Annotated in this window: 20 protein-coding genes; 4 read left to right on the top strand and 16 right to left on the bottom strand. The window is 61.0% G+C overall.

Going from position 1 to position 25,419, the window contains the following annotated elements:
* Window position 1: 1 nt before the first annotated feature.
* The 7 genes from ACFVTM_RS01125 to ACFVTM_RS01095 all read right to left on the bottom strand — a co-directional run bounded on the left by ACFVTM_RS01125 (window position 2) and on the right by ACFVTM_RS01095 (window position 7,200).
* Complete coding sequence (locus ACFVTM_RS01125; RefSeq protein ID WP_390201484.1) at window positions 2-322, bottom strand: 2Fe-2S iron-sulfur cluster-binding protein; 321 nt, start codon at window positions 320-322, stop codon at window positions 2-4.
* 49 nt (window positions 323-371) lie between these two features.
* Window positions 372-1,148, bottom strand: coding sequence for an SDR family NAD(P)-dependent oxidoreductase (locus ACFVTM_RS01120; RefSeq protein WP_390201483.1), 777 nt, complete (start codon window positions 1,146-1,148; stop codon window positions 372-374).
* Window positions 1,141-3,009: a PEP-utilizing enzyme gene (locus ACFVTM_RS01115; protein WP_390201482.1), complete on the bottom strand. Its 1,869-nt coding sequence runs from the start codon at window positions 3,007-3,009 to the stop codon at window positions 1,141-1,143. Before ACFVTM_RS01115 ends, ACFVTM_RS01120 begins: the two co-directional genes overlap by 8 nt.
* Before the next feature lie 75 nt (window positions 3,010-3,084).
* Complete coding sequence (locus ACFVTM_RS01110; protein ID WP_390201481.1) at window positions 3,085-4,227, bottom strand: PEP/pyruvate-binding domain-containing protein; 1,143 nt, start codon at window positions 4,225-4,227, stop codon at window positions 3,085-3,087.
* 5 nt (window positions 4,228-4,232) lie between these two features.
* Window positions 4,233-5,510, bottom strand: coding sequence for a cytochrome P450 (locus tag ACFVTM_RS01105; protein ID WP_390201480.1), 1,278 nt, complete (start codon window positions 5,508-5,510; stop codon window positions 4,233-4,235).
* Window positions 5,511-5,667: 157 nt separating this feature from the next.
* Window positions 5,668-6,462 (bottom strand): IclR family transcriptional regulator, encoded by a 795-nt coding sequence (locus ACFVTM_RS01100; RefSeq protein WP_390201479.1) that lies wholly within the window; start codon window positions 6,460-6,462, stop codon window positions 5,668-5,670.
* Window positions 6,463-6,513: 51 nt separating this feature from the next.
* Window positions 6,514-7,200, bottom strand: coding sequence for an HD domain-containing protein (locus tag ACFVTM_RS01095; RefSeq protein ID WP_390201478.1), 687 nt, complete (start codon window positions 7,198-7,200; stop codon window positions 6,514-6,516).
* On the opposite strand from ACFVTM_RS01095, the gene ACFVTM_RS01090 reads away from it, so the two are divergent.
* Window positions 7,199-7,678, top strand: a complete 480-nt coding sequence (locus ACFVTM_RS01090) for a helix-turn-helix domain-containing protein (RefSeq protein ID WP_390201477.1) — start codon at window positions 7,199-7,201, stop codon at window positions 7,676-7,678. The two genes, ACFVTM_RS01095 and ACFVTM_RS01090, sit on opposite strands and share 2 nt — an antisense overlap.
* Window positions 7,679-8,260: 582 nt before the next feature.
* Here the strand turns inward: ACFVTM_RS01090 and ACFVTM_RS01085 are convergent.
* The 9 genes from ACFVTM_RS01085 to ACFVTM_RS01045 form a co-directional block, all read right to left on the bottom strand.
* Window positions 8,261-9,505 carry an amidohydrolase gene (locus tag ACFVTM_RS01085; RefSeq protein WP_390201476.1) on the bottom strand — a complete coding sequence of 415 codons (1,245 nt, stop codon included), beginning with the start codon at window positions 9,503-9,505 and terminating at the stop codon, window positions 8,261-8,263.
* A 265-nt stretch (window positions 9,506-9,770) separates the two neighbouring features.
* Window positions 9,771-10,961: a dipeptidase gene (locus ACFVTM_RS01080; RefSeq protein WP_390201475.1), complete on the bottom strand. Its 1,191-nt coding sequence runs from the start codon at window positions 10,959-10,961 to the stop codon at window positions 9,771-9,773.
* A complete protein-coding gene (locus tag ACFVTM_RS01075) occupies window positions 10,958-11,977 on the bottom strand; it encodes an Lrp/AsnC family transcriptional regulator (RefSeq protein ID WP_390201474.1) in 1,020 nt (339 codons plus the stop codon). The genes ACFVTM_RS01080 and ACFVTM_RS01075 overlap by 4 nt, the downstream gene beginning before the upstream one ends.
* Before the next feature lie 17 nt (window positions 11,978-11,994).
* Window positions 11,995-13,302, bottom strand: coding sequence for an MFS transporter (locus ACFVTM_RS01070; RefSeq protein WP_390201473.1), 1,308 nt, complete (start codon window positions 13,300-13,302; stop codon window positions 11,995-11,997).
* Window positions 13,303-13,540: 238 nt separating this feature from the next.
* A complete protein-coding gene (locus tag ACFVTM_RS01065; protein WP_390201472.1) occupies window positions 13,541-13,960 on the bottom strand; it encodes a hypothetical protein in 420 nt (139 codons plus the stop codon).
* Window positions 13,961-14,424: 464 nt separating this feature from the next.
* Complete coding sequence (locus tag ACFVTM_RS01060) at window positions 14,425-14,907, bottom strand: nucleoside deaminase (protein ID WP_390201471.1); 483 nt, start codon at window positions 14,905-14,907, stop codon at window positions 14,425-14,427.
* A 573-nt stretch (window positions 14,908-15,480) separates the two neighbouring features.
* Window positions 15,481-17,937 carry a DUF4062 domain-containing protein gene (locus ACFVTM_RS01055; RefSeq protein ID WP_390201469.1) on the bottom strand — a complete coding sequence of 819 codons (2,457 nt, stop codon included), beginning with the start codon at window positions 17,935-17,937 and terminating at the stop codon, window positions 15,481-15,483.
* Window positions 17,938-18,646: 709 nt separating this feature from the next.
* The gene (locus tag ACFVTM_RS01050) at window positions 18,647-19,831 is read right to left on the bottom strand and encodes a NosD domain-containing protein (protein WP_390201468.1); all 1,185 of its coding nucleotides are present in this window, start codon (window positions 19,829-19,831) and stop codon (window positions 18,647-18,649) included.
* Between the two features lie 47 nt (window positions 19,832-19,878).
* Entirely contained in the window at window positions 19,879-20,040 is a 162-nt protein-coding gene (locus tag ACFVTM_RS01045) for a hypothetical protein (RefSeq protein ID WP_390201467.1), read from the bottom strand.
* A 483-nt stretch (window positions 20,041-20,523) separates the two neighbouring features.
* Here ACFVTM_RS01045 and ACFVTM_RS01040 point away from each other — a divergent pair, with 483 nt between their 5' ends.
* From ACFVTM_RS01040 to ACFVTM_RS01030, 3 genes are all read left to right on the top strand, one after another.
* On the top strand, window positions 20,524-23,109 hold the full coding sequence (locus tag ACFVTM_RS01040) for a GH32 C-terminal domain-containing protein (RefSeq protein WP_390201466.1): 2,586 nt from the start codon (window positions 20,524-20,526) through the stop codon (window positions 23,107-23,109).
* 177 nt (window positions 23,110-23,286) lie between these two features.
* A complete protein-coding gene (locus tag ACFVTM_RS01035) occupies window positions 23,287-24,291 on the top strand; it encodes a LacI family DNA-binding transcriptional regulator (RefSeq protein ID WP_390201465.1) in 1,005 nt (334 codons plus the stop codon).
* Window positions 24,292-24,410: 119 nt separating this feature from the next.
* Window positions 24,411-25,406 (top strand): LacI family DNA-binding transcriptional regulator, encoded by a 996-nt coding sequence (locus ACFVTM_RS01030; protein WP_390201464.1) that lies wholly within the window; start codon window positions 24,411-24,413, stop codon window positions 25,404-25,406.
* Window positions 25,407-25,419 lie beyond the last annotated feature (13 nt).

Raw genomic sequence — 25,419 nt, 5'->3', positions numbered from 1 at the left:
GCTACACCTGGGTTTCCGGGGTGGTGACGAATAGTTCGGTCCCGTCCGTCAGACGCAGCTGGCAGGACAGCCGGGAGGTGTCTTCGCGGTCCACTGCGGTGCCGTAGAGCATCTCGTCCTCCATGTCCTCCATGGGCGGGAGTTGCGGAACGCAGTCCTCGCGGACGAAGACGTGGCAGGTGGCGCAGGACAGCGAGCCGCCGCATTCGGCCACGATTCCGGGAACGCCGTTGCGCACCGCGATTTCCATGACTGAGTCTCCTACGTTGCCGTCGACGTCGCGGACGGCGCCTTCTGCGTCGGTGAAGTGAACCGTTGGCATTGGTCCTCCTTGGTTGGTGGTGGAATGGCTGGTCCGTTGAGCAGGCTGATCAGATGAACTGCCGGCCGCCGTCCACCACCATGGTTTGGCCGGTGTAGTACGAACTGTCCGGTCCGGCGAGGAAGAGCGCGGCTCCGACGATGTCCGCCGGCTGGCTGGCGCGTTTAATGGCGCCGCGGTCCACGCCGTAGTTCTCGGCATTTTCCATGAGCCCGTAGCTGGCTTCGGTGAGGGTAAAGCCGGGGGCGATCGCGTTGACCGTGATCCCCCTGCGGCCGAGTTCCTTGGCCATCACCCGGGTCAGGGCCACCACGCCGCCCTTGGATGCGACGTAGTGAAGCCACTGCTCGGACCCGCTGAATATCGTGGCACTGGAGAGGTTGATGACCCGGCCGCCCTCCGGCAGGTACGGACTAGCAGCGCGGCTGACGAGCCAGGGGCCCTTGAGGTTTACGTTCATCACCAGGTCCCATTCGGCCGGGTCAATGTCCTCAAACGGGGTGCGGGTCACCGTCGCGTACACCGCAGCGTTGTTAAGGACGACGTCGATGCTCCCGTTCCCGAAGTCCGCGCAGCTTCGCGCAAGGTCCTCGGTCGAGTCCACACTGGTGACGTCCACGGAGAATGCTGCCGCCTCGGCACCAATTTCGCGGACCAGCTTGGCGGTTTGCTCGGCACCCTCGAAGTTGATGTCCGCTACCGCCACGCGGTAACCGCGGCCCGCAAAACCGAGCGCGAACGCCCGGCCCAGCCCGCCGGCGGCACCGGTGATCAGGACGGTCTTTCCTGTTTCTTGTCCTGTTGCAGGCATGGTCGCCTCAGACATGGCTGTGGCTGTGGGCGCCGGGGCGGGACACGAGCAATTCGTCCTCGGTGTCCAGGATCTGCACCGTGCCCTTGGTGCCGTCCACACGCAGCCGCTGGCCGGTCTTGATGGTGGTGGACGCGGAACCGGTGCCGGTGACGGCGGGCAGGCCATATTCCCGGCACACGATGGCAGCGTGACTCATCATGCCGCCGATGTCCGTGACGGTGGCCTTGATTTTGCCGAAAATCGGCCCCCAGGACGGTGCCGTCACCGTTGCCACCAAAATTTCGCCCTGCTGAATTTCGGAGAGCTGGTCGGCATCGGTGATCACCCGGGCCAGGCCTTCCACCACTCCGGGGGATGCGGCCATCCCGCGCAGTCCGCCGCCTTCCACTTCTTCGCCGGCGCCGAGCCACTGCTGGACCTGCTCGGTGGTGATACCCCAGAGCATCCGGGTGAAGGGTTCGGTGATGGACTCCGGCGGGGTGTTCAGGGCCGGGGCCGGCCGGGCGGTCTTCAGCGCGTCCACTATGCCGCGGCGGCGCTCGATTTCCTCCGGCCAGAAGTCCGGGCCGATGGGCTTGGCGCCTACGCCCCAGCCGGTGACCAGGTCAAAGAGGGCGTCCCGGACTTCGTTGCGGCCAAGATAGAGCAGGTCGTCAGGTTCGGTCCAGAATCCCTCCGCCTGAAGCATGCGGGACAGTTCGCGGACCTTGCGCCAGAAAACGCCCATGGTCCAGTGCTCGATGTAGAAATTGTGGTTTTCAACGTAGGGGTAGGCGGTAGCGGCGAGACCGCGCTTCGCGTCGAAGACGGCCTGGTTTTCTCCTTCGAGCAGGTCGCGGTATTCCTCGATGATTCGGTCGCGTTCGGCGATGAGGGCCTCGACCGGGCGCATGATTTCCTGGCCCTCGTCCACGCGGCGGATGTAGTCCGCGATGTAGCCCAGCGGGATTTCCTGATGCTCGTTCCAGTACTTGTCGTGGCCATAGAAGCCGTTGCCCACGGTGAAGTTAAACCACGGGTCCTTCGCATCCTCGTATTGGGCCATCCACTTGTCCCCGCCGGGAGCCGCGGCGATGGCACCCAGGGCGGCATCAACATCGTCCGCATTTGCGAAGTGAGGCTGAAGCCCCAGTTCCACGGCGAGTTTGGCGAGCTGCTTCAGCTCGTCGTCCGGGCGGAAGAGCTCCATGTCTACACCCTGCACCATGGTGGCGATGGACTGATCCGGAACGTTGGGGAAAACCTGCTTGCAGAAGTTAAAGAAGTCCAGGTAGGCGATGTAGCCCAAATTGAGGAATTCGAAGTGGTACTGCCAGTTCTGATACGCGAGCTGGATGAGCCGGTCGTAGCTTTCCAGCAGCCTCTCGGAACCGTCCATGCCCTTGCCGGAGGTGATGTCCTCCATGGGGACCATCTCCGGGAGCTTCGGAAAGGAGATGGTCTCCATCTCGGCGATCGTGCCCTTGACCTTGACGTGCCAGTCCTTGAGCAGCTGCTCCCAGTTCTGGAAATAGTGGCCCACGCGCTGCTCGAACTCGGGAACACGCGCGGCGATCCGGTCCTCCGGCACCGGGATGGGCGACATGTAGAGGTAGCCCAGGTGGATACGGAACTCGATGCCGTTGGCGTTGGGGATCATCAGGTGCCGGGCGTTGTACTGGCCCAGGCACTTGACCGCAAACTCGCCGCCAATGGTTTCGAAAGGCTTGAAGACCGTGGGCCAGTGCTGACTGTCGCAGAACCAGAACTTGGCGTCTTCCTGCTCCTTGAGCTTGTCCTGGAAGACCAGATAATAGGGGTAGACCTTTTCCCAGCCCTCGGCGCCGGCGGGGACCGCGAGCTCGGAGGGTTTAGGGAAGGACTTCAGGGACATGGCGGTCCTTTCGATAGGGCTCAGCGGTGAGCCTTGGTGTGCGGAGCCTTGCTGGTGTTCTTGTGCTGAGACGGCTTAGACGGAGGGTTTGAGCAGCGAGGCCGTGATACTTCCGAGGCTGAAACCGCCGGGTGACGGGGCGGATCCTGATGCGGAACCGGAGGGCGCCGGTGCGGACAACCCGCCGAAGTAGCCGCCGGTAGTGGCCGTGGCCTGTGCGGCCGGCTTGGAGGAGTGGACGGTTTCCGGGCGGGACTGAAGCAGCAGCAGGTTACCGCCGTCCGGCAGGTCGCCGTCGAGGGCCCATTCGATGTCCTGCGGGCACTTGTAGTGCTTCTCAGCCCGCTTTGCCATCTGTGCGACGGCGGTGAGTTCCGCGTCGGTGAGGCTGCGGCGGCTGCGGCGTTCGGCGTCGACCTCGCGTTCAATGAGGCGCTTGGCGCCGGCGTCCGGAACCAGTTCGGCGTGCTTGTCGCCGAGGTGTTCGGTGACAACGGCGAGCGTGACCTTGTCCAGGACGATGTTGTCAGGGGTGACTTGGCCCGAGACCACCATTTCGCCCACGCCGTAGGAGGAGTCGATGGTGATTTTGGAGCGGTCCCCGTTGGTGGGGTCCATGGTGATGGCGACGCCGGAGACGCGGGAGTTGACCATCTTCTGGACCACCACGGCCATCGACAGGCCCTCGTCCGGAATGCTGTTCTTGAGCCGGTAAATGATGGCTCGGGAGGTGTAGAGCGAGGCCCAGCATTGGCGTATGTGCTCGGTGACTGCCTTGACGCCGTCGAGCCAGAGGTAGGTGTCCTGCTGGCCGGCGAAGGAGGCGTCCGGCAGGTCTTCCGCGGTGGCGCTGGACCGTACCGCCACCGGAACCGGGGTATCGAAGCGGTTTATCAGAGACTCGTAGGCGTCCACGGTGAGTTCGCGCATGGCCTGCGGGACAGGCCGGGAGCAGATGTCCTCGCGGATGGCCGCGGAAACCTCGTCCACCTGGTTCATGTCCGTTGCGTCGAGGTCCTCGAGCAGCTGGTTGATCTTGGCCGTGATGCCGGCTTCGTGCATAAATGCATCGAACTGCGCGGTGGTGACCACAAAGCCGGGTGGTACGGGCATGCCCGCGGAGGTCATGGTGACAAGCGACGCGCCCTTGCCGCCGAGGTTTTCAAGCTTGGGCTCGATGCCGCCGTCGAAGAACTGGATGTATTCGTTGCTTTGCATGGTGGTTAGGCCTTCCAGCTGACAGGAACGGTCTCGGGGACACGGAAGGAGAGGTTTTCGCGGAAGGCGATCCCGTCCGGATCCTCGAGCTGCAGCTCCGGGGCGAGCCGGGCGACTTCCTCGAGCGCGATTTTGGCCTGGAGCTTGGCGAGCATGTTGCCCAGGCAGTAGTGGATTCCGAACCCGAAGGAGAGGTGTTCCCGGGCGTTGGGGCGGGTGATGTCGAAGTCCTCGCCGGCTTCGAACTTGGCCTCGTCGCGGTTGGCGGAGCCCATCAGGAGCAGCAGCTGGGAGCCTTCGGGGATCTTTACCCCGTCGACCGTGGTGTCCTTGAGAGCCTTGCGGCGCCAGCCGACGATTGACCCTGCGTAGCGCAGGACCTCGTCAATAGCCCCGGGGATCTTCTTGGGCTCCTCAACCAGTTGCCGCCATTGGTCGGGGCGGGCGAGGAGTTCGCGCAGGGCGTTGGAGATCAGGGTGGTGGTGGTCTCGTGTCCGGCGAAGAGCAGGCTGTAAAGAACTGACGCGATCTCGTGGTCGGAGATTTCCGCGCCCTCCTGCTGTGCCTTGACCAGGTCACCTGTGAGGTTGTCGCCGCCCTGCTCGTGCGCCACCTTGACCAGGCGCAGACATTCCTGCCAGTACTCCACGAGGTTGTGGGCGTGCGGGATCTGCTCCTCATCGTTCAGGTCGCCCCAGGTCATGGCCGCCCGGGAATCGCTCCAGCGCTTAAAGGTATCCACCTCGGAAACGTCGGCACCGATCAGGGTAAGGATGGTGATCGTGGGGACGTCGTAGGCGAGGTCTTTGACGAGGTCACCGCGGCGTTCTGGCCGGGAGATCATTTGTTCGATCAGGGTGACGACGTTCTGTCGAATGAAAGGTTCCAGGGCTTTGTATCGTCGGGGTGTGAACGCTTTCTGAACCACCGCGCGGATCCGCGTGTGTTCGGGGGGGCGGCGGGCGGAAAGGCCCGAGTAGGCAGTAAACCCGCCGTCTTCCATAATCTTTTTCGCAGCGGGGCCCCGTTCCCGGACCGGCGCCTGGGCGTTTTCGCTCGAGAACGTCTCCCAGTCCTCGAAGACAGCCTTGACGTCGTCATAGCGCGAGACAACGTAGAGGCCGACTCGCTCGTCGAACATGATGGGCTGTTCCGCCCGGAGTTCGGCGTAGGCCGGGAAGGGATCCTTCATCTGGAACGGCTCGTAGCCGTGACGCCCGGCGGGGGCTTCGGCGCCGTAGCCGAAGGGACAACGGCCGGCCGTTTCTGTCGACGATGACATCTGGACTCCTGGGGGTTTGGTTCCGCCGGCAGCGTCAGGTGTGCCGGCAACTTCTCCTCACCAGTGTGTCTCCCATCACCCCCATGTGACAGGGAATACTTCCACTGGGTGGAAACCAATGTTGTTTTGCTGGTTCTCCCCGGCAGGAGCTCTCCGGTCAGTCCTTGGGTGCCTTCTGACTGCCCAGCAGAGTCTCCAGCGGGATCCGGGCGGTGGCGCGCTCGATCTGGGCTGAAATTCCCTTCAGCACCGGCAGGTGGCGGGTCATCGTGGCGGCCTGGTTGGTGGGCAGCACCAGGCCGATCGAGGCCCCGATCCTTCCGGTGTGGAACACCGGGACGGCGATGGAGCAGGATCCCAGCCGCACCTCCTCCAAGGTAGTGGCGTATCCCTGCTCGCGAATTTGTGCGAGTTCCTCGGCCAGGCGCTTGGGGTCAACATGAGTGTGGGCGGTGTGCCGCTCCAGCTGCAGGTTCAGGTAAGCGTCGCGGACCCAATCCTCGTCAAAGGCGAGAATGACCTTTCCGACAGCGGTCGCGTGCATCGGCAGCCGGCCACCCACGCGGGAGGCGCGCGGGACTCTCTTGGAGCTGTAGACGCGGTCGATATAGAGCACCTCATGGCCGGCCCGGACGGCAAGGTGTGCGGTTTCGCCTGTGAGGGAGAACAGATCCTGTACATAGGGGCGGGCTGCGTCGCGCAACTGCCGCCCGGTGTTCTGGGCGAGCTCCCACAGCCGGATACCCAGCTGGTAGCGTCCGTTTGGCTCCCGGGAAAGGAAGCCCCAATCCGTCAGTTCATTAACCAGCCTGTGAGCCGTGCTCAAGGGCAGGCCCGACTTGGCCGCTATATCCGTCAGGCTCAGGGCCCCGCGGGATTTCTCGAATGCCTCCAAAATACTCAGAACCTTGGATGTCACGGTCCGGCCTGGTTCGCGGCTGCCGCCGGCCATCGCGACTCCTTCTCCGGTCTGTGTCCTATACAGGCTGCCTCCGATCAGAGTCTAGTCTGCGCTCAGGAGCGCCTGCCGTTGAGGCCACAGCGTGACAGACTCCAGTGCGGACAGCGCGCTGGCCATCACTTTCGCTTCCTGAGTGAAGAGGTGACCGTGGACTCGTTGGCTGCACAGCCGCATGGCCTGGTCCCGGTCCAGTCCGAACCAGTCCATGACGGTGTCAACACCGTGCGGGCTGAGCCGCCAGGTCTTGTCCGCGTCCTTCACGATCGCGTCCTCGATAGAGAGCGCGGTACGCCGGGAGTCGTGGCCATCGATAATGGCAAGAATCTCAGGCACCTTCGAGGCGTCATAACGTGTCTGTGCCAAGATGTCGGCGGCAAGCCGGGCGCCCTCCCTTTCATGTTGAAGGACCAGATCCGGCCTTCCGCCCCCTGGAGCAATGGCCTGCAGAACCTCATCCGGTGGCACCTCGGACCACCCCACGTCGTGGAGCATAATGGCCGGCAGGACGATGGCAGGGTCCGCCTCTGGGTGCGATTCCAACAAGGCATGGGCAAGACCAAGTGCATACAGCGTGTGCGCGTCATTGTCGCGCACACGAAGCAAAGGCGCAGCGAGCTCCCACACGGCAACGAGGCCCAGGTCCAAGGCGATGACGCCCTGGGGTTCCGCTTCGACGTGGGCCGAGACATCGTGCCCGTAATGGTTCCCTGCCGCCTGCAACTTAGTCATGCCGCAACCTTGCTCCACCCCTTCCGACCTGGCAACCGAACCCTTCCGCCTAGTGGAACCCGTCGCCAAGAAACCGAGACTTCTACCCGGCCGTGATTCGCACCGGCCGGGACTCGAACCCGCGGAGCACATTGTGCAGGATGGGTACCGGAGCGCCGTCCGGTTTGATGATGGATACCCCAAAGAGAGCCTGGTCTTCACCGGCGAGGACTCCCCCATGGCCAACCTCATGCTTTCCGTCATGGGTGCCTTCGCTGAAATCGAACGCTCCCTCATCAGGGAACGCCAGCGGGAAGGCATTGCCCTTGCCCAGCAGCGCGGCGCCTATAAAGGGCGAAAAAAGACCCTCACGCCGGAACGGGCAGCCGAGCTTGTCCAGCGCGCCGTCAGCGGTGTTCCGAAGGCGGTTCTTGCGCGTGACTACGGGATCAGCCGCGAGACGGTGTACCAGTACCTGCGCCAAGCGAAGCTTTCCTGAAACCCTTCCCCATCGACCCGACCATTCCGTCATCGCTGGAACCTCACTAGCTTGACGGAATATCCCCTATCGGCCCGCAGGTACCGACACACAGACTCCGGATATAAATGATTATCTGTGCAGGTTGGTTCGAATCGGCTCTAGCCTCCTGAAACGAAGGCATGAGCTAGCATCTCATTCCCGGATTTCGCGCAGATGGGCGACGCTAGTGCATGGGCACGGACTGCTGCCGACTTCAATGTCACCGCAGTGCCAGACTCCAGGACTTGCTCCAACCATAGAAGCGAACCAAGTCCATTCATAAAGACTTCGGATCGGAGCAGAATGCCCACACTCCGTACACATTCCAGTGATTTTCCGTGAGATTGTGGACGGCCTTTTGTTACAGAACGGCGGCCTCATAGCTTCTCTCTTCTACGGTCCCTAACGCTCCGGGATTACGCGCGTTGATCGGAATTACTGCGGTCACCTAAGTCCGGATGTTGGACGAAGGCGGTCCGTCTCCTAAGACATTTATGGCCTTGCCCGTCAGCGCTAAACCGGATGCAGGCCCATAGTTGAAGCGCTGAAGGTTTAGGGGTATCAGTGGCCCAGCCGGGACAGGAGAACGGCGACGGCGGCAGTGACTCCGCCCGCTAGCGAACCCTCCAGCTGAGGTGCGAAAAGTGGGGAATGATTAACTGGGATGGTTCCTGGGCCTTCGAAGGCCTCCGCAGGCGTGCCGCCGAACATCCAGTACACCGACGGCACACCGATAGCCGTCGCCAAATGTCCGAAGTCCTCGCTGCCCATCATCGGCCTCGTGAATTCCACGGCATTACTGCCCAACGCGCCACGCAGTGCATCGGCGACGGAAGGAACGGTTTCGGGATCATTGAAGCACTGTGGAAAGCGGTAAAGCTCCTCAATCACCGGCTTGGGGGCGCCAGCGGCGGCGGCCTCGGCGGCGATTATGCGGCGTACGGCCGCGAGGACCTGATCGCGGACGGCTTCATCGAAGGTGCGAATGTTGAGGGTGAACTCAGCCGAGGCTGGGATGATGTTTTCCTTCAGGCCCGCATGGAAGGTTCCTACGGTGACGACAGCGGACTCTTGCGGATTCAGCTCACGGGACACAATCACCTGCAATCGGGTGACCATGTGAGCCGCCATGACAATGGGATCGATGGAATCATGGGGCTGCGAGCCGTGCGATTGCTGGCCATGGACAGTTACCCGAAGTGAGTCGGCCATGGCTGCAACGGATCCGGTCGAGATGGACGCCGTACCGACGGGTCGAGGCATGACGTGCTGTCCGAAGACTACCTCTGGTCGGGGTGCCTTGTCCCAAAGTCCGTCCTCGAGCATGGCCAATGCACCGGCTGCAGTCTCTTCGCCCGGTTGGAAAATCAGCACCAAAGTTCCAGACCAGAGATCCAGGTTGCCTTTCATGAGTTCTGCGGCGCCCAGCAGGCTGGCCACATGGGTGTCATGACCACAACCATGCATGACGTGGACCCGGTTCCCATCCATCGTTCCAGTGTCCGTGCTGGCATAGTCGAGGCCCGTGGCTTCCTCTATGGGGAGCCCGTCGATATCCGCCCGGAAGGCCACCACCGGACCTTCACTGTTCCGCAGGATTCCCACCACACCCGTGCCGCCGCAGCGGAAATGCTCGATGCCCAAGCGGTCCAGCACCTCTTCAATGAGCGAAGCGGTGGCATATTCCTGCATGGAAAGTTCGGGATGTGCATGAAGGTGCCGGTACAGAGCATGAAGCCTGGCGGTTTGTTGGCTATCGAGCTGGAGGGCAGAGCCGAGTTCGAGCGCGGTCGCTGCGTGGGTCATTGTGATGTCTTCCTGGTTGGTGAATATCCTCGACTGTTGCTCAGCTCGGATCACTCTAGATTTGGCCTTGCTTCTCTCACCTGCACCGAAGCGGACCATGTCAGCAGGATGCGGACCAGCACACCGCGCTGCTGGTCGGTGACTGTGAAGGACAGATGGACTATTCGAATGTCAGCATGGCGAGTTGGAAATACGACTGGCGTGAGGGTGGCCCCCTCCTGCGTGCTGTGGCCTGCTGGAGGGGGCCCACATGAATCAGATCGGGTCAGTCCCAAACTTGGTCAAGGACCCGCATGGTGTTTCCTCCAACTACCAGACGGATTTCGTCATCGCTGTAGTCGTGTTTAACTAGCCAAGCGATGATGTTGAAGAAGTTCTCTGTCGGATTCTCCAACCCTGCGACGTATTCAACCTGCTCGAATTCTGGCCAAGTAGCCATGTCCTCGTGTACACCCAAATCAAAGGCATGATGAAGACCGACGTGATCACCGTAAAGTGTGTCCGGCCCGAATGACACGTGCTCGATACCCATGAGGTCGACGCAGTATGTGAAGTGGTCCATTACTGATTCCAGCGAATGTTTGCGATGATCTCGTGACACCGTCGTGTGAGGCGCCGCCTCAATGCCCAGGACTCCCCCCCGCTCAGCGCATGCAGTCAGGACTTCGTCTGGCTTCATCCGCCTCGTCGGCCACACGCTACGGGCACCTGCATGGGTGATCAAGACAGGATCGGTCGACTGGCGTATCGCATCTAGGCATGTCCGGTCGCTTGAGTGCGAGATGTCAATGACCATACCCAGATCATTCATCCTCTTAACACAGCGTTCACCGAAGCGGCTCAGGCCACCATCGCCGTGTTCCCTGAGCCCAGAGCCCAGGTTGTTGGACTCGCTATAAACCAAGCCCATTTGCCGGACGCCGAAGCCGTAAAGCATGTCGATCCGGTCTACTTCGTTTTCTATGGCCGTGGAAGCTTCCAAGGAGAGGACGATAGCCAGGCCACCCCGTTCGTGCGCCTTTCGGATGTCGGAGGTGTTGCGCGCGACCGTGACGTAGTCCTGCTTGCTGAAGTCACATAACCGCATGCCCAGATCCATGATGAGCTCTTCCCACTTCCACCCGGCAGAACTGCACACACATCCGTAGCCGTCGAGTAGGTTGTCAAACACCGCTGTCATTCCCGATGCCCGGAGTCCCTCGTAACCCGTTCGCGTGTGTGCGGAACGAACGTAGGGGATGAGGTCGGACATGTCAGCGGGGTATTCATGCGGATGGTCGTGCAAACTGACCACGATTTCGTTACGGAGAAGTCGCTGAACGCGCTCCCGCTGGCCGTCTGAGAGATCCCATGAATACTCAGGAACGCGCCCGAACTGCGGTGCTAATTCGAAGCTTGGGTATTCTTTTCCCTCTATTTTCCATGGAAATGATTTTTGATAGGTCGCGGTTTTCATTTCATGTCCTTTCTAAGGTTGTCCGTTGTGGCGCTCTCTTTGAGCCAAGAACGCGATGCTCGTTTGAGTGTCTGCAGGGAAAGCGACGAGGTACTGCTCTGGACCCCCGGTATTCCTGACAACGTGCTAGTTATGAAGTTGTAGTACTCATCGATGGAGGTGACGACTATTTCGCAGAGGAGGTCTGCGTCGCCTGTCGTGACGGACACGTAACGTACTGCGTGCAGACCCGCCAACGTGCGGGCAGCTCCGGAGATCTCTGCGGGAGAGACTGACAGTCTGACGAATGCCTCGACTCCGAATCCCAGGGACCTTGGGTCGAGCTGCGGACTGAAAACAACCGCCCCCAGCCTGCGGAGTCGATTGACCCGGCGGCTCACTGTAGTCTCGTCCACGTTTGCCCGGGTGGCCAGTGACACGTTTGTGGCGCGGCCATCGAGCGCCAGAATCGTCAGGAGCTCCAGGTCGAGCTGGTCCAGATCGACGGTGCCCCGGGCTTCCTCGGGCAACCGGCGAAGGGGACGCATTAGGTGGAGTTCCCTTGGGGTGAGTAGGTCCGAAGCCCACTCCCACCCGGCCTTGAAGTTACGCATCACAACTATGCTGCTTGCTTCGCTGATTTGGCCACGTAGTGGCGGCGAGTCCAGGAATGTCACCAATTCTTCGCGGTCGGGGACCACCACTTCGGTCAGCACGTCATAGCGCCCTGACAGGCGCACGACCAGCCGCGTTTCCGGATGGTTTGCGAGCTCGCGGGCGAGGACGGCAGCCTTGCCGGGAAGTGCGCGGAGAAAGATCCAGAAGGAGTTCCCGAGTCCGCAACGCTGCGGATCGAGCATTCCCGTTATGTGGATGTACCCCTGTTCCTCAAGTCGCTGAAAGTGTCGGGAGACGGTACTTTCAGCGATGCCGAGCGCTGCACTGATTTGGGACCAGCTTGCCCGTCCGTCCAGCGCGAGGCATGCCAGAATCTTTCGGTCTAGCTCCGTGCTCAGCAGTGCGGCGTTAGGTGCCATCGCAAACTCCCCTAAGGTCACATCTGCCGCTGACGCCGGACCAGAGGAACGACAGCCAACGCGGCAAGGGCTGAAACGGACGGATAGAGCCAAAGAAGACCGCCCAGTCCCTGCGATTGCGCCCACGTAGCGATTAGCGGAACGGTGCCGCCGAAAATCGCGACGGTCAACGAGTAGGAAGTGCCGATTGCAGTGGTTCGTACGTGGGCTGGGAAAGCATCCGACAGCACCGCGGCCAAGATGCTCGAGTAGAGCGCCACAACGGTGAGCCCGAGGATGTCGGCGATAAGTATGGCGACAAATGAGGGGGATTGCGCGAGCTGGAATGCTGGCCACGGAACAATCAGCAACGCGGTCCCGAAGGCGATGACGAGTTTTGACCGGCCCACGCGGTCGGCGAGAATTCCGAATATCGGAATGAGGCACATCGCAACAATGAGACCCATAGCATTGGCCCACAGGGCAGCGCTTAGCGCTGTTCCTCCCGCTTTGACAGAGTATGAGGGCATGTAGCTGACAAACAAGTAGAAGGCCAGGCATCCTGGAATGTTGAATCCGACCACGATGAGAATCCCACGCCAATGGCTCCACGCCTCGCGAAGCTGAGCCCCCATTCTTGTACGCTGGGCGGTGGATTGTGCCTCAATGAACTCCTTTGTCTCTCCGACGGTCAGCCGCAGCCAAACACCGACCAAGCCAAGTACGGCACCAATGACAAATGCCAGCCGCCAGCCCCACGCCCCCATGGAATCTGTGGGAAGAACAGTGGTCAGCAAGGCACCCGTAGCCGTTGCAAGCACGATCCCTGCGAGGACTGAGACTTGCTGCCAACTTCCCGCGAGTGTCCTGCGCTGGGCGCTTCCTGACTCGACCATGAAGGCGGAAGACGAGGCAAACTCACCGCCGGCGGCGAAGCCTTGAGCAAGCCTGGCAAGAACAAGCACAATCGGGGCAAGCACCCCGGCAGCATCGAACGTTGGTGTCAATGCCATGGCGATGGAGGACACGGACATGATGGCTATTGTGAGCGTAATGCCCGCTTTGCGTCCGTGACGATCGGCATAGAGGCCGAGCACGGCGCCCCCAAAGGGACGCATGAAGAACCCGACGGCGAAAACTGAAAACGTTAGGAGCAGGCCAGCCGTTGGATCTCCTCTGCCGAAAATCTGGCTGGAGAAGACAGGCGCGAGCACTGCGTACAATGACCAGTCGAACCACTCGACCATATTGCCGACGGAACCAGCCAATATTGCGCGTTTGTTGCTGGAACCAGGTGCCCTGCCACCTTCATACGTTTGCCTAGGGGCGTCTAGTGACGACGTCATCCCTTGATCCTTCATCTGTTGCCTCCGGTGCAGTTTGTTAGGTACCTCACACCGTATGGCGCAGTAGTATCGACATACTAGGGGCTACTTTGCAGGATTCTTGCACGGACAATGGCTCGAGAGACTCTTAGATCCCAACCTGACACAACTGACCCGGCCTCAGTGCATCGCCATGTAGAAGAGGTTGGAACGGGATAGGGCCGAGCATCTGCGAGTGGATGGCCGATGACCAGGTTCATTAGCGGGCGGGGCCGCTCTTGGTTCTCTCCGCGCCTTGTGATGCACCCAGGCGCGTCTTCCTGGCCTTGGCCACTCCTTTACCCTTGGTGACCGCTGCGCTGGGGTGCGTTCCCTCACTGCGCGCTGCTGCAGGCCGTCCACGAACCTGGGTTTCGGTTGCGCCGGTGTTGGCGAGTGTTTCTGCGAATTTTTGGTGGTATTCGGCTGAGCCGTAGTCGGCGGCCGATGCGCTTTCGGTTTTCAAGCCCTGGTCTTTCAGACGGGCGCTGTCGTTGCCGGTGACGCGGTCTGCGATCTCGCGGCCGACGCTTTCCAGTCGGGCGAAGAGTTCCCTTTCGGCTTGTTCGTACCGCTGCTCCATGGGCGTCCGCTCGGAGCCCGTGAAGCCGCCCTCGGCCAGGAGTTTGGCTTCGTGCATGTCCTTGGCTGCTTGGACGAACTCGGGATCCTTGAAGTGGGAGTCGCCGGCGCCGGTGACGTTCGCGGTGGTTTCTTGGCGCAGCTGGTCAATGTCAGGACCGTTGATCCCGTCCTTGCCGCGATCGAGTGCAGCGCCGAAGAATCATCTCCGAGGTTTCGACACCTGCCCGGTTGGATTCTCGATCGCCGTCGCCATACTCACGCTGGCGCTGAGCACGGCGGACGCGAGGTCCACACCTTCAGGGGGACAAAGTTCCGGGCTAGTGCCCGGCGCAGCCGCCTTTGCGGTCACTCCCCGCCCAATTTAGAACGCCGACAACCGTGATTTCGTCAACTAAACGGCGAGCAGGGGAGTGTCCGGATAGGACCTTCGTTCGGCCGCTTCTCGCTTCGCACGTATGCCGGTTGCAATCCCTGACGGATCGCGCCGCAGGCTTTGGCCTTGGCCGCACGCCTTTAGTCCTACTCCGCGATGTCCTCCGCCCACAGGTCCGGATTGTTTTCCTGGAAGGTGCGCATCATCTCCACGCACCGCTGGTCATCCAAGACCACCACGTCAACGCCGCGAGATCGCAAAAGCTCGAACTCGCCGTCGAACGTGCGCGCTTCACCCACCACGACCCGGGGGATCTTGAACTGGATGATGGTTCCCGCGCACATGGCACACGGGGCCAAGGTGGTGTAGAGCGTTGTGTCCCGGTAACTCTTCTGCCGGCCGGCTGCACGCAGCGCGGACATTTCCCCATGCGCTATAGGGTCGCCGTTTTGGACTCGTTCGTTGTGTCCGCTCGCGATGACCACGCCGTTACGGGCGAGTGCTGCTCCGATGGGGATGCCGCCTTCGTTGACGCTCTTTTGGGCGGCTTGATACGCGGCTTCGAAAGCGGTGTCAGGGGTTGCTTGCGGCTCCGGCTTGGCGGCGGACTGCTGCGGTTCGTGGCTCATGCGGTCATTCTCGCATGCGAGCATTTTGCCCGATCCCACAACTCGTCTGCACCAGCCAGCCAAAGTGAAGGAATGTAGATTAGATGCGCGATTCTCGCATCTAATGACAGCCCAGCCCGAACGTCGATAACGGACGTTACGTCAAGTAAATTGCTTGAATTTTCAAGTATTACCCCTTCCCTTGTCGCGCACCACGGCTGAGTCTGAGGCCGGCACGCAGGCCCGGTTACTGTTCGCCACGCGCGCGGGCGCGGCATCCGATGTGCGCGGCCGGCTCAGGTGTTCAATGACGCTTTAGAGCAGGAAATCCGGCCCGGATCTGGTCTTTCGATCGATGAGGTTCAGGGTGCCGATCAGCATTCGGTCTGGAGCGGACCTGATTCCACTGATGAGCCCACGTGCACGGCGCGGAATCGAGCACATGAACGATGACGCCAGTAGCCACTCCTACGCCCAACGGCGCGCTCCCGACGGTGCGACAGTAAACCGCAGAGCTGAAGGTGAAACACCTATTGACTGTTCATTCAGCTAAAGTCGCAGATTTAGCGCAGGTTCGAGGTACAAAAATGGTTCCTAAGGTGCGGCGGTGTCAGCGCTGACTAGGTCTGGCAATTGCGGGTCACCGTCTGAGTGCTGACGGCTCGGAGCGAAAAGATGTTCGTCGAGGGCCGCGGTCACGTTATACCAGTGAGTTCCCTCCCCCTGAGGGTAGGTTTCTAGGAGCGCCTCCACTTGGGACGGCTCGAGCCGACGAAGTAGGTTACCGAGAGCAGTGATCCGTGATTCGGAATCTGCACTGTAAATAGCTGCGGTTAATTCCGATTCCGTCCGCTCAGGCTGTTCGAGGAACCATCGATCGGCAGCTTCCCGGAGCGCTAGCACCTCGCTGCTTCTCCATCTGTCGACCAGAATTCCGGCCAAGCTGCTTTCTAGAAGTTTCGGCAAGTCCCGGGTAAAGCTGTAATCGTCCAGAGTAGTCAGAACTTCATCAACGACCGGTGCCGTATCGGCGGTCGTGATCCTGGACAGAGCCAGTAGAGCCGGACCTCGGCTGACGTGGTCCTTTCGCTCGACCTCGCGTGCCACCCGCACGAGATCCTCAGCGGATCCCGTTGAACGTTCTCCAATCAAAGCGCACGCTGCTGCCCTATATTTTCCGGCAAAGTACGGGATAAGACTCAAGTGCTCGCCTACGACGGCTGTCAGTCTGTCTCTGACTGCCAATGCATCCGTGTCCAGTATTTCCCGTGCTTCGTCCAGCATTTCAGATCCAAGCAGAATCGTGAGGGCTTCCCAGGCGTCGTCGTTGAATGGACTTGCCGAGTGCATCGCCTTGAGCTCTTCGGGCGTTCGCAACGCAGCAAGCAACCTTGCCTCCATCCCGTCGGCGTACTTGGCCGCATCCTTGGTCACTATGGCTAGCGTTGCCTCGCCGAGAGCGGGCGTAGATCCCACCTTGTCGAGCAGCAGCTGCAGCGCCTCGTCGTCCTTCCATGCGAGGACATCCTTGATGAACTTCTCACTGACATCAGCCTCATCAAGCTGCCGTTTAATGGCGAGCCTCCTGAGCTCTGGCTTGCCAAATCGTGAAAGCCTGTCTAGGGCTTGAGCCGGGATGTCCCTAAAGTGCTGGGCAAGGAAAGTGGTCAGGCCGTCAGCGTCTCGACTGTAGCTTGACGGTGCCAAGTCTGCCAGCCCGGCGAAGTCGCCTTGCCGTGCCGCGATCAACGACAGCACAGCGTCGCGCGAGGTTTTGTCCAGGTCTTCATTAGCAGCGATCGCGCTAAGTAGGGCGCCGGTCCTGTCGCTGAGGCGTGAAACAAGATAATCAAAGGTTGCGTCTACACCCGGAAGCGCCTTGAACATTCCGATCCATGCCTCCACGGCTGCCCCATCCTCTACGGCGACGACTACGCCTTGTTTTTGGTCATTGGTGGAAGATCCCTCTAACAGTTCAGGCCAAAGGGAAGCGGGCCGTCGTCCAAGCCGGGTCATCACTCGAATTGCCCCTCTTGCTACGTTCCCGTCACTGTCTGCAGCGAACGCGGCGAGTCGTTTATCGAAGGATTCTTCCGATGATGTGTAGCGCCTCAAAATGTCCCACGCCGGAACCGTTCGCTGTGAGATCTGATCAGACGTCCCCACATCCGCGAAGAAGGTTCGCAGCCAGAGGTCCATTTCCGGGCGGGCAAGGGCCAAGTCCTTCCTGCGGCTGTATAAGCGATTTACCAGATGAGCTCCCATCGCGTGTGGTTGGGTCTCGAATGATCTTCCAATTAGCGCCAAGCGATCCGAATCGAGATGACCATCGACGGGGCGTCCCCAAATGAGTGAGTCGAACGCCCTAAACATTTCCGATAATTGGCGCAGGGCAGGCTCCAGATCGGATTCTGATGCCGCCGGCGCACGCTTACCGTCCGAGGCGGTTGCAGCGGCGGGGCCTCCACGGTTGTCGGTCTCGCGGAGGTCTGCGCCGCTTTCCCCCTGTGCGTTCAGTTCCGCCGTCATGCTCATGGCCAGCGGAAAGACCTGGTTCGCAAGGAAGGCCAGAACCAGGGTGGCGAGATTATCGGTACTTCGAAACTCCTGATACAGAGCTAGCCGTTCGCGTTGTATGCGAGATTTGAACTCCAACACTTTGGTCAACTGAGGGCCAGGATCAGCGATGAGATCTGCGGGCAACTCGGCAAAGAACATTGCAATCGCGGGCATCTCTCCGTTCTCGCGTCGAGCAAGGGCGATTTCGAATTCTTCCTCGAAGCCGGACGAGAACTCCCCCGTCTCAGACCCCCACCTACGGTTGAGTAGACCAATGAAGACATCGCATTGCTCAACCATGGGATTGATTTGTGCCTGCGGCCTTCCGTATCCCGGTGTCGTGAGTTCCCACCCCAGCACCCTAACGCGCACGCCTGATGCTTCGAAGGCACGGTTCACGTGGTCTTCGATAACCCTGATAATACTTCGTTCGTCTTCAAGATCACTTGGCGAGGCCATAAATACAATGAGCTCACGTACTTGCGCCGGCACGGCATTCCCCTCTCGTGGACCCACTCAAAGGACCTTCGACCGATTGTAGAGCGCAGGAAAGCAACCGACCGAAACAGCTTCGTTCGCTAAGTCCTGCCGAGGTGTCTCGTCAGCCCCACCGGACATAAGGAGTTGACGATGCAGTCCAAGCGGGGGAAGCGACTTGTACAGAAGGGGCAACTGGCCAGATGTCGGCGCTGAAAAGCTACGTCGGTCAACAGGCTTAGGTTGACAAAAGGTCCACTATCGGCTTTCCAAGACGCGGTCGTCTAATGAGAGAATCGCGCATCTGTTCTCGATTTCTGCGGGCCTGTTCGCTGGCCCAACCGGGGCGGTTGCGCAGGCGATGAGCGGCTAGGCCCGACGTCAGCCAGCCCGACGTCAGCCGGACGCGTCGTTACCCACCGTGCGGATCTCTGAGCCGGCCGCAGGGCGGCAAGGCTCTGGCTTTCAGTAATCCCGAACTATTTATTGTCAGGCTGACGAAATCTCCATTATCGGCATTTAAGGCGGGATGCAGAAGTCGCTGCGAGGAATCCTCGTTCTCCCTGGCTGATGAGCGGCATCACAACTACTTGGCCTGCACCCCTGGTGGCTTATCAGCGGCTGCATGCCGGCCCATCACGTTTCGTTTTAGCTGGTTGAAGAACCGGCCCGGACGCTGTCAGGCAGTGTCCGGGCCGGGTGGTATCTGTCTCTGCCGGGTGCCTTAGGGTGTTGGCACCTTGGAGTAGTTAGTGGTGAAGGCTTGTATCTGTGAGTCCTGGGCCGAGTAGATGATCTTTGTTTCGGTTGTGCTTGCGTCAAGGACGACCCGTGCGGGTACGTTGCTGACGATGTTGTTCGAAGCCAGGTAATTGCGCGTTCCGCTTCTTACCAGCACGATGGTGGGCACGGCTCCGGCAGGACGAATGAATTGTGTGGCGACGCCATAGGAAAAGTGGTTCGCAGTCACCGTGTTGTTGTTGCCGTTGAGGTGGAGCAGGCCAAAGTAGTCGTCCTTGCCGTTGTTGATGGAGCTCTCCGTGTCTGTGCGGAAGAACTGGTTGCTCGAGATCAGGTTCTCATCGCTCCCAGGTTCCAAAATGACCATTCCAGGCCAGGAGCTGACGAACTTGTTGGCGGTGATGGACGACCGCTTGGTGTTGACCAGGCGAATCGAGCCGTACCAGAGCAGTGAATTGCCCGAGATCAGCATCCCTTCCGCGTTTTCGGCGAAGACGGCAGAGCCGGCCCATGCGCTGATGAGGAAGTTGTTGGTGATTCGGGCAACCTGGGACGCCCCCAGCAGTTCAACGCAACTGCCACACTCAGCGATGAAGTTGTTGGTGATGTAAGGCGCGTCAGCCCCGCGAATGACAAGAGCATGCGTGAGGTATACAAAGCCCATGCCTTCGATGCGGAAGGAGTCATTATCTGTCTCTACGAGAATGCCGGTTTTCCCATTGCCGGGGATGTACGGTTTGGAGCTGCTGACACCGTCGATGCAGAAGTCCCTGAACTCGATGGAGTTGAGCCGGCCAACGGTGGCCGGGCTGCCACTTCGCGCCACGAGGAATGCTTCACTTTGGCCGTCGGTATTTTTCACGCGGATGTGGCTTGCTCCGGGCAGTGTTTCTACCCACTGGGAGGCATTGCTTTCATCGCGGATGGCTTCAGAAAGAAATCCGTGGCCGGATCCCTTGATCTGCAGGTGACTGATGTCTATGGTGACGCGGGTCAGGAGATCGTAATGCCCCGGCGGGATGTAGATGACGGCGCCCGGCCTGGTGGTTTGGGTGTTTTGGGTGGCCTTGATGTCTGCGATGATCTCGTTCATCACCTTGCCGATGTCGACGTAAGGTGAAACGCTGGCGCCCGGCCAGGTAGTGACGTCATAGACGGTCTGGGGCATGGGTGACTTCCTTGTCTGGTAATGGAAAAACTGTGACCTGGAGCGCCCTAAAGGACGCCGATGATGGTGGCGGTGTCCGGTGCTGCGGGCGGCAGGTACTCCATTTGCGGGGAGGCAGCGGCTGGCTGGACCAACTGCGGGGATATGAACAGAAATCCTTGAGCCATGAGCCCGAGGGCCAAGACCTGGACCACGGACCGACGGGTCACGTTTCGTTCTGGTAATTGCACGGCACTCCTCAAGGGTGCGTTCGGGTAATTATTTACCGGCATAAGAAAAACGTTTGCGCGAACGTTTGAATGAGTAAAGCGGGAAGCGATCATATCTGTCAAGAGGTTTTCCGCGGGGGCAGCAACCCGGAGGGCCATCCGGGTTCGCCTATTGCGTCTCCTCGCCGGCAGGGCCTACGCTTCGTACGTTTGCGCGAATGTTTGGCAGTGACTCTTTTCTCATGCCGTGGCCTGCCGGACGCATCTTCCCCGGCTTCCCATGTTTCCTGGCTCCGTTGTCCTGTCTTTGCGCGCCCAGTTGAACCCCGGACGTTCCACTCTCGTTAGCAGGACGGCCGGGGCGCGGGCAGGCGGTACCCGGCCCGCTGCGCATTCCTTACATCCATGCTTTGTCGCACAACGCGTGCCGATGGGAAACCGGACCGTGCCGTGCGCGAAGCCGACGAAGGGCACCTATCAACGATGATGAGACGCACCAAACCCGTGCTGTCCTGGATCGCGGCAATAGCGGTCGCCGCGTCCGGCCTGTCGCTGGGAGCAACCTCGGCCCAGGCCACGGACCCCGATCCCGCCACTCAGCAGTACCGGCCCCTGTTGCATTACACCCCGCAAAAGAACTGGATGAACGACCCCAACGGGCTGGTCTACCACAACGGGACTTACCACATGTACTACCAGTACAACCCCCTCGGAACCACGTGGGGAAACATGAGCTGGGGGCACGCCACCTCAACGGACCTGGTCCACTGGCAGGAAAAACCGCTCGCCATTCCGCAAACATTCAACGGAGCGGGACAGTCCGTCGAGGACATCTTCTCTGGGTCCGTTGTGGTAGACACCCAGAACACCAGCGGATTCGGCAGCCTTGGGAATCCACCATTAGTGGCGGTGTACACGAGCAACTTCACCGGCGCCCACCCCACGCTTGCCGGCAAGCAGGCCCAGGCACTCGCCTACAGCACGGACAACGGAGAAACCTGGACCAAGTACGCCGGCAATCCCGTCCTGAACCGCAACACCAGTGACTTCCGGGACCCGAAGGTGTTCTGGTACCAGGGCCCGACCGAATCCTATTGGGTAATGGCCGCCGTGGAGGCCAACGAACACCGCATGCTCTTTTACAAGAGCAGCAACCTGAAGAACTGGGACTACCTGGACGATTTCAAACCGGCCAATGCCACCGGTGGGCAGTGGGAATGCCCGGACCTGTTCCCCCTCGCCGTGGACGGGGACCCGAACAACATCAAGTGGGTACTGGCAGTGAACATCAATCCTGGCGCCGTGGCCGGCGGCAGCGGCGGGCAGTACTTCGTGGGGTCTTTCAACGGGACCACCTTCAGCTCGGAAACCACTGACCCTGCAGACGTGGCACCGCCGGGCACCGCGATCGCCGGCTTCAACGACGGCAGCTACAGCGGCTGGAACGTCCAGAACGATGCGGCCAACCCCTCCGGCCCCTGGGGAAGTGTGCCACCTGACGGGACGCTTCCGGGGCAGCAGGCAGTGTCCGGTGCCATCGGAACGGGCTTGGTCAACAGCTTTCATGGCGGGGACACTCCCGTGGGCACCATGGAGTCCGCCCCGTTCACGGTAGGCAAGGACTACATCAATTTCCTGGCCGGCGGCGGAAGGCATGCCCGGCTACCCGACGAACAGCCAGGAACGCAGCCACCTCCCGGCTACATGCTTTTCGACGGATTCGACTATCCCGGGACCCTCACCGACGCCGGATGGCAGCTGACCGGCGACTTCGAGGCTGCACGCAACCCATCCACCACCGGCGGGGAGTTCGCCATCGGCAAACGCATCAACACCTTTGAGGGAGGCTCCAAAGCCGACGACAACATAGGGACCATCACTTCCCCAGAGTTTTACCTCACCAACACGAACATCGGATTCCTGCTGGGCGGCGGTGCCCGGACCGACGGGCAGCTCCAGGTGGAACTGCTAGTTGGCGGCGTGCCGGTCCGTACCACCACAGGCACCAACTCGGGCGACCTGAACTGGAAGAACTGGGACGTGTCACAGTACTTCGGCCAGGTCGCCCGCATCCGGATCGTAGACAACGCCACAGGACCGTGGGGGCACCTCACCCTGGACAACATGGTGCTTGGCTCTGAACCGGCGAAGCCACGAAGCAGCGAAACCAGCGTCAACCTGGTGGTGAACGGGCAGGCCGTCCGCACAACCACCGGTTCCGACTCCGAGCATCTGGAATGGAAGACCTGGGACGTCACCGAGTTCAAGGGAAGCCAAGCCACCATCAAAATCGTGGACAACAACCGCGGCGGCTGGGGACATGTCCTTGCCGACGAGTTCGTGCAGTCCGATGTCACCCGGCTGGAACAGCACGACTGGCTGGACTGGGGCAGAGACTACTATGCAACCGTCTCCTTCAACAACGCCCCCGACGGTAAGCGGATCATGCTGGGCTGGATGAACAACTGGGACTACGGGCAGGCGACGCCCACGTCAATATGGCGCGGGACGATGGCACTGCCACGTGAAGTAACGCTGACCCAGACACCACAAGGACCACGGCTCCGGCAAAAAGCGGTAGCCCAGGCTGACACATTAAAGAACACCACTGCCGCCTACTCCATAAGCCAGCCTCAGGTCATTCAGCCAGGCAACAGCAACTTGCCCATCTCAGGAGACGTTGTCCAGATCGACGCGGAATTCTCGCCGGGCACCGCATCTGCCTTCGGCCTGAAGGTACTGGGCAACGGAACAGAGTCGACCCGCGTAGGCTACACGGCAACGAGCGGCCGTGCCTTCATTGACAGGACGAACTCGGGAAATGAGAGCTTCCACCCTGCATTCGCTTCCGTGGACGATGTGCCTGTCCAGCTCATCAACGGCAAACTTCGGCTGAGGCTTTACGTCGACCGGTCCTCTGTCGAAGTCTTTGCACAGGACGGCCTCGCCACACTGACCGACCAGGTCTTTCCTGCGTCCGGTGCCACCACCCTGTCCGTGTTCGCCGACGGAGGCACTGCCACCCTGGAGAGCCTCACGGTCACACCGCTAAACAAGGCCATGTGGTGAGGCTTCGAGTTCCCAATCACATAAATCAAGACCAATAGCAGCAGGTGCCGTTCCGGCCTTCCGGAACGGCACCTGCTGCTCCAACATCTGGCCTGGAACTCAACGAGGTGGCTGCTCGGTAAACTGTCGGAAGTTGCGCGAAACGTTCGCGTAAACGATTCCCTGAGGACGGCGACGATGACGACGATGGTAAAAGTGGCCAAGCTTGCGGGCGTGTCCATCTCCACCGTCTCGCACGTCCTCAACGGCACCCGCCATGTTAACGACGAGACACGGCAGAAAGTCCTCAAAGCCATCGAGGAAACGTCCTACCGCCAGGACGCACTCGCCAGGGCCATGCGCCGCTCACGGACGGACAGCATCGGACTGATCGTGTCCGACGGCGGCGAACCGGCTTTTGCCGAAATGATCCGCGGCGTCGAGCAGACAACAGCGCGCCAGGGCGTCACCCTGCTTCTGGCAAACTCCGCGGAGGACCCGAAGCGCGAGGCCCGCGCCGTCCAGGCCCTCCTGGAGCGCCGGGTGGACGGCATCATCCTTGCCCGGGCCGCCGGGTCCGGCCCGGAGGCATTGGCCGAACTCGCCCACCAGGACACTCCCCTGGTGCTGATGGACCGCCTCTCCGATGAATCCTACGACCAGGTGGGCGTGGAGAACCGGGAGCCCATCAATGAGCTGGTACAGCACCTCAACGACCAGGGCCACGAACGGATCCTGCTGATTGTTGGGGATACCCGCGTGACCACCCTGCGGGAGCGCCACGAGGCTTTCACTGAAGCCATGGAAGCCGCCGGCATCCCCGCCAAGAAGCAACTGACGGTACTTGCCGAGAACCTGAAGAAGATCGACGCGGGCATCAGCAAGGCTTTGGCCGCCGCGAAGCCGCCAACCGCGGTCATCGCCTGCAGCACAGTCCTCGCGGCGGCTGCCCTCCGCCAGGTTCAGCAACGCGGACTGTCCATGCCGGATGATATTGCCTTTGCCACCTTCGACGGCTTCGCCTATGCGGACCTTTTCGAACCCCAGCTCACCACCGTCCGCCAGCCTGCCTTCAAAGTGGGAGCCACGGCTGCGGAACTCCTTGCCAAGCGCATTGAAGACAAGTCCGGCGAGCCCTCCACCGTACGCCTCTCACCGACCATCGAATACCGCGCCTCCACCGGAGTTATACCGGTCGTCTAGGCCCTCGTCCCGGCCGGCCTGTGAAACCCAGATAAAAACTTTCGCGTGACCCATTGCACATCGAAACGTTTGCTTCTACCATCGAAACGTTCGCGCAATCGTTTCGCTAAGGAGCCGCAGTGGCAACCATCGTCGATGTTGCATCCCTTGCCGGCGTTTCGACGTCCACTGTGTCGCACGTCCTCAACGACACCAGGCATGTTGAGCCGGAGACCAAGGAGCGTGTTATCAGTGCTGTGCGGGCCACGGGCTACCGGCGGGACGCACTGGCCCGTTCCATGCGCCGCGCCCGGACTGACTCCATCGGCCTGGTGGTTTCGGATGCCGGTGAGCCGGCGTTCGCGGACATGGTGCACGGGGTGGAAGAGGCCGCGGCCCAAAACGGCCTGTCCCTGCTGCTGGCGAACTCGGCGGAAGATCCCGCCCGGGAACGCGCGGCGGTAGAGGCTCTCCTGGACCGCCGGGTGGATGGCCTGATCATTGCACGGGCGGCCGGTTCCAGCGGCGGGCTGCTGACGAGAATCCGTGAGGAAAAGAAGCCGCTGGTCCTGCTGGACCGCCTTGCGGACCTGGACGTGGATCAGGTGGGGGTCAATAACGAGTCCGCGATGGCGGCACTGGTTGAACATCTCGCCGCCCGCGGCCACCAGCGGATCCTGCTGGTCTCCGGGGATTTGCGGGTTTCATCGCTCCGTGAGCGCTACGACGGTTTTCACGCCGCCATGTTGGATCGGGGCTTGGAGGTGCCCGCCGGACTGGTGTGTGAGGGGACGGTAACTGCGGCATCGACGTTCGACCGGGTGCGGAGACTGCTCACCACATCCAAGGACCGTCCCACGGCGGTCCTGGCTTGCAGCACGCTGCTGGCCGCCGGCGCTTTGCGGGCCATGCAGCATGAAGGCCTGCAGGTGCCGGGCACCATGGCGTTTGCGACGTTTGACGGGTTCACCTACTCGGACCTCTTCGAACCCCAGATCACCACCGTCCGCCAACCGGCGTTCCGGCTGGGTGAGAGTGCCGTGGGTTTGCTCCTGCGGCGTATCGAAAGCCCCGATGCTCCCACCGAGATCCTCCGCCTCGAATCAGAAATCGAATTCCGCCGCTCCACCGAATAACAGCCCGACCAAC

The organism is Arthrobacter sp. NPDC058130, assembly GCF_042884475.1.
Classification (GTDB): Bacteria; Actinomycetota; Actinomycetes; order Actinomycetales; family Micrococcaceae; genus Arthrobacter.
The sequence above is the reverse complement of the archived record's forward strand: the minus strand, read 5'-3'. Positions and strand labels throughout refer to the sequence as shown.

Coding starts and splice junctions, on each gene's coding strand:
- ACFVTM_RS01035 (WP_390201465.1), top strand. CDS start 23,287: ATGACGACGATGGTAAAAGTGGCCAAGCTTGCGGGCGTGTCCATCTCC.
- ACFVTM_RS01060 (WP_390201471.1), bottom strand. CDS start 14,907: ATGAGCCACGAACCGCAGCAGTCCGCCGCCAAGCCGGAGCCGCAAGCA.
- ACFVTM_RS01075 (WP_390201474.1), bottom strand. CDS start 11,977: ATGGCACCTAACGCCGCACTGCTGAGCACGGAGCTAGACCGAAAGATT.
- ACFVTM_RS01080 (WP_390201475.1), bottom strand. CDS start 10,961: ATGAAAACCGCGACCTATCAAAAATCATTTCCATGGAAAATAGAGGGA.
- ACFVTM_RS01110 (WP_390201481.1), bottom strand. CDS start 4,227: ATGCAAAGCAACGAATACATCCAGTTCTTCGACGGCGGCATCGAGCCC.
- ACFVTM_RS01065 (WP_390201472.1), bottom strand. CDS start 13,960: ATGCACGAAGCCAAACTCCTGGCCGAGGGCGGCTTCACGGGCTCCGAG.
- ACFVTM_RS01120 (WP_390201483.1), bottom strand. CDS start 1,148: ATGTCTGAGGCGACCATGCCTGCAACAGGACAAGAAACAGGAAAGACC.
- ACFVTM_RS01040 (WP_390201466.1), top strand. CDS start 20,524: ATGATGAGACGCACCAAACCCGTGCTGTCCTGGATCGCGGCAATAGCG.
- ACFVTM_RS01100 (WP_390201479.1), bottom strand. CDS start 6,462: ATGGCCGGCGGCAGCCGCGAACCAGGCCGGACCGTGACATCCAAGGTT.
- ACFVTM_RS01105 (WP_390201480.1), bottom strand. CDS start 5,510: ATGTCATCGTCGACAGAAACGGCCGGCCGTTGTCCCTTCGGCTACGGC.
- ACFVTM_RS01115 (WP_390201482.1), bottom strand. CDS start 3,009: ATGTCCCTGAAGTCCTTCCCTAAACCCTCCGAGCTCGCGGTCCCCGCC.
- ACFVTM_RS01125 (WP_390201484.1), bottom strand. CDS start 322: ATGCCAACGGTTCACTTCACCGACGCAGAAGGCGCCGTCCGCGACGTC.
- ACFVTM_RS01085 (WP_390201476.1), bottom strand. CDS start 9,505: ATGACCCACGCAGCGACCGCGCTCGAACTCGGCTCTGCCCTCCAGCTC.
- ACFVTM_RS01090 (WP_390201477.1), top strand. CDS start 7,199: ATGCCGCAACCTTGCTCCACCCCTTCCGACCTGGCAACCGAACCCTTC.
- ACFVTM_RS01095 (WP_390201478.1), bottom strand. CDS start 7,200: ATGACTAAGTTGCAGGCGGCAGGGAACCATTACGGGCACGATGTCTCG.
- ACFVTM_RS01070 (WP_390201473.1), bottom strand. CDS start 13,302: ATGACGTCGTCACTAGACGCCCCTAGGCAAACGTATGAAGGTGGCAGG.
- ACFVTM_RS01050 (WP_390201468.1), bottom strand. CDS start 19,831: ATGCCCCAGACCGTCTATGACGTCACTACCTGGCCGGGCGCCAGCGTT.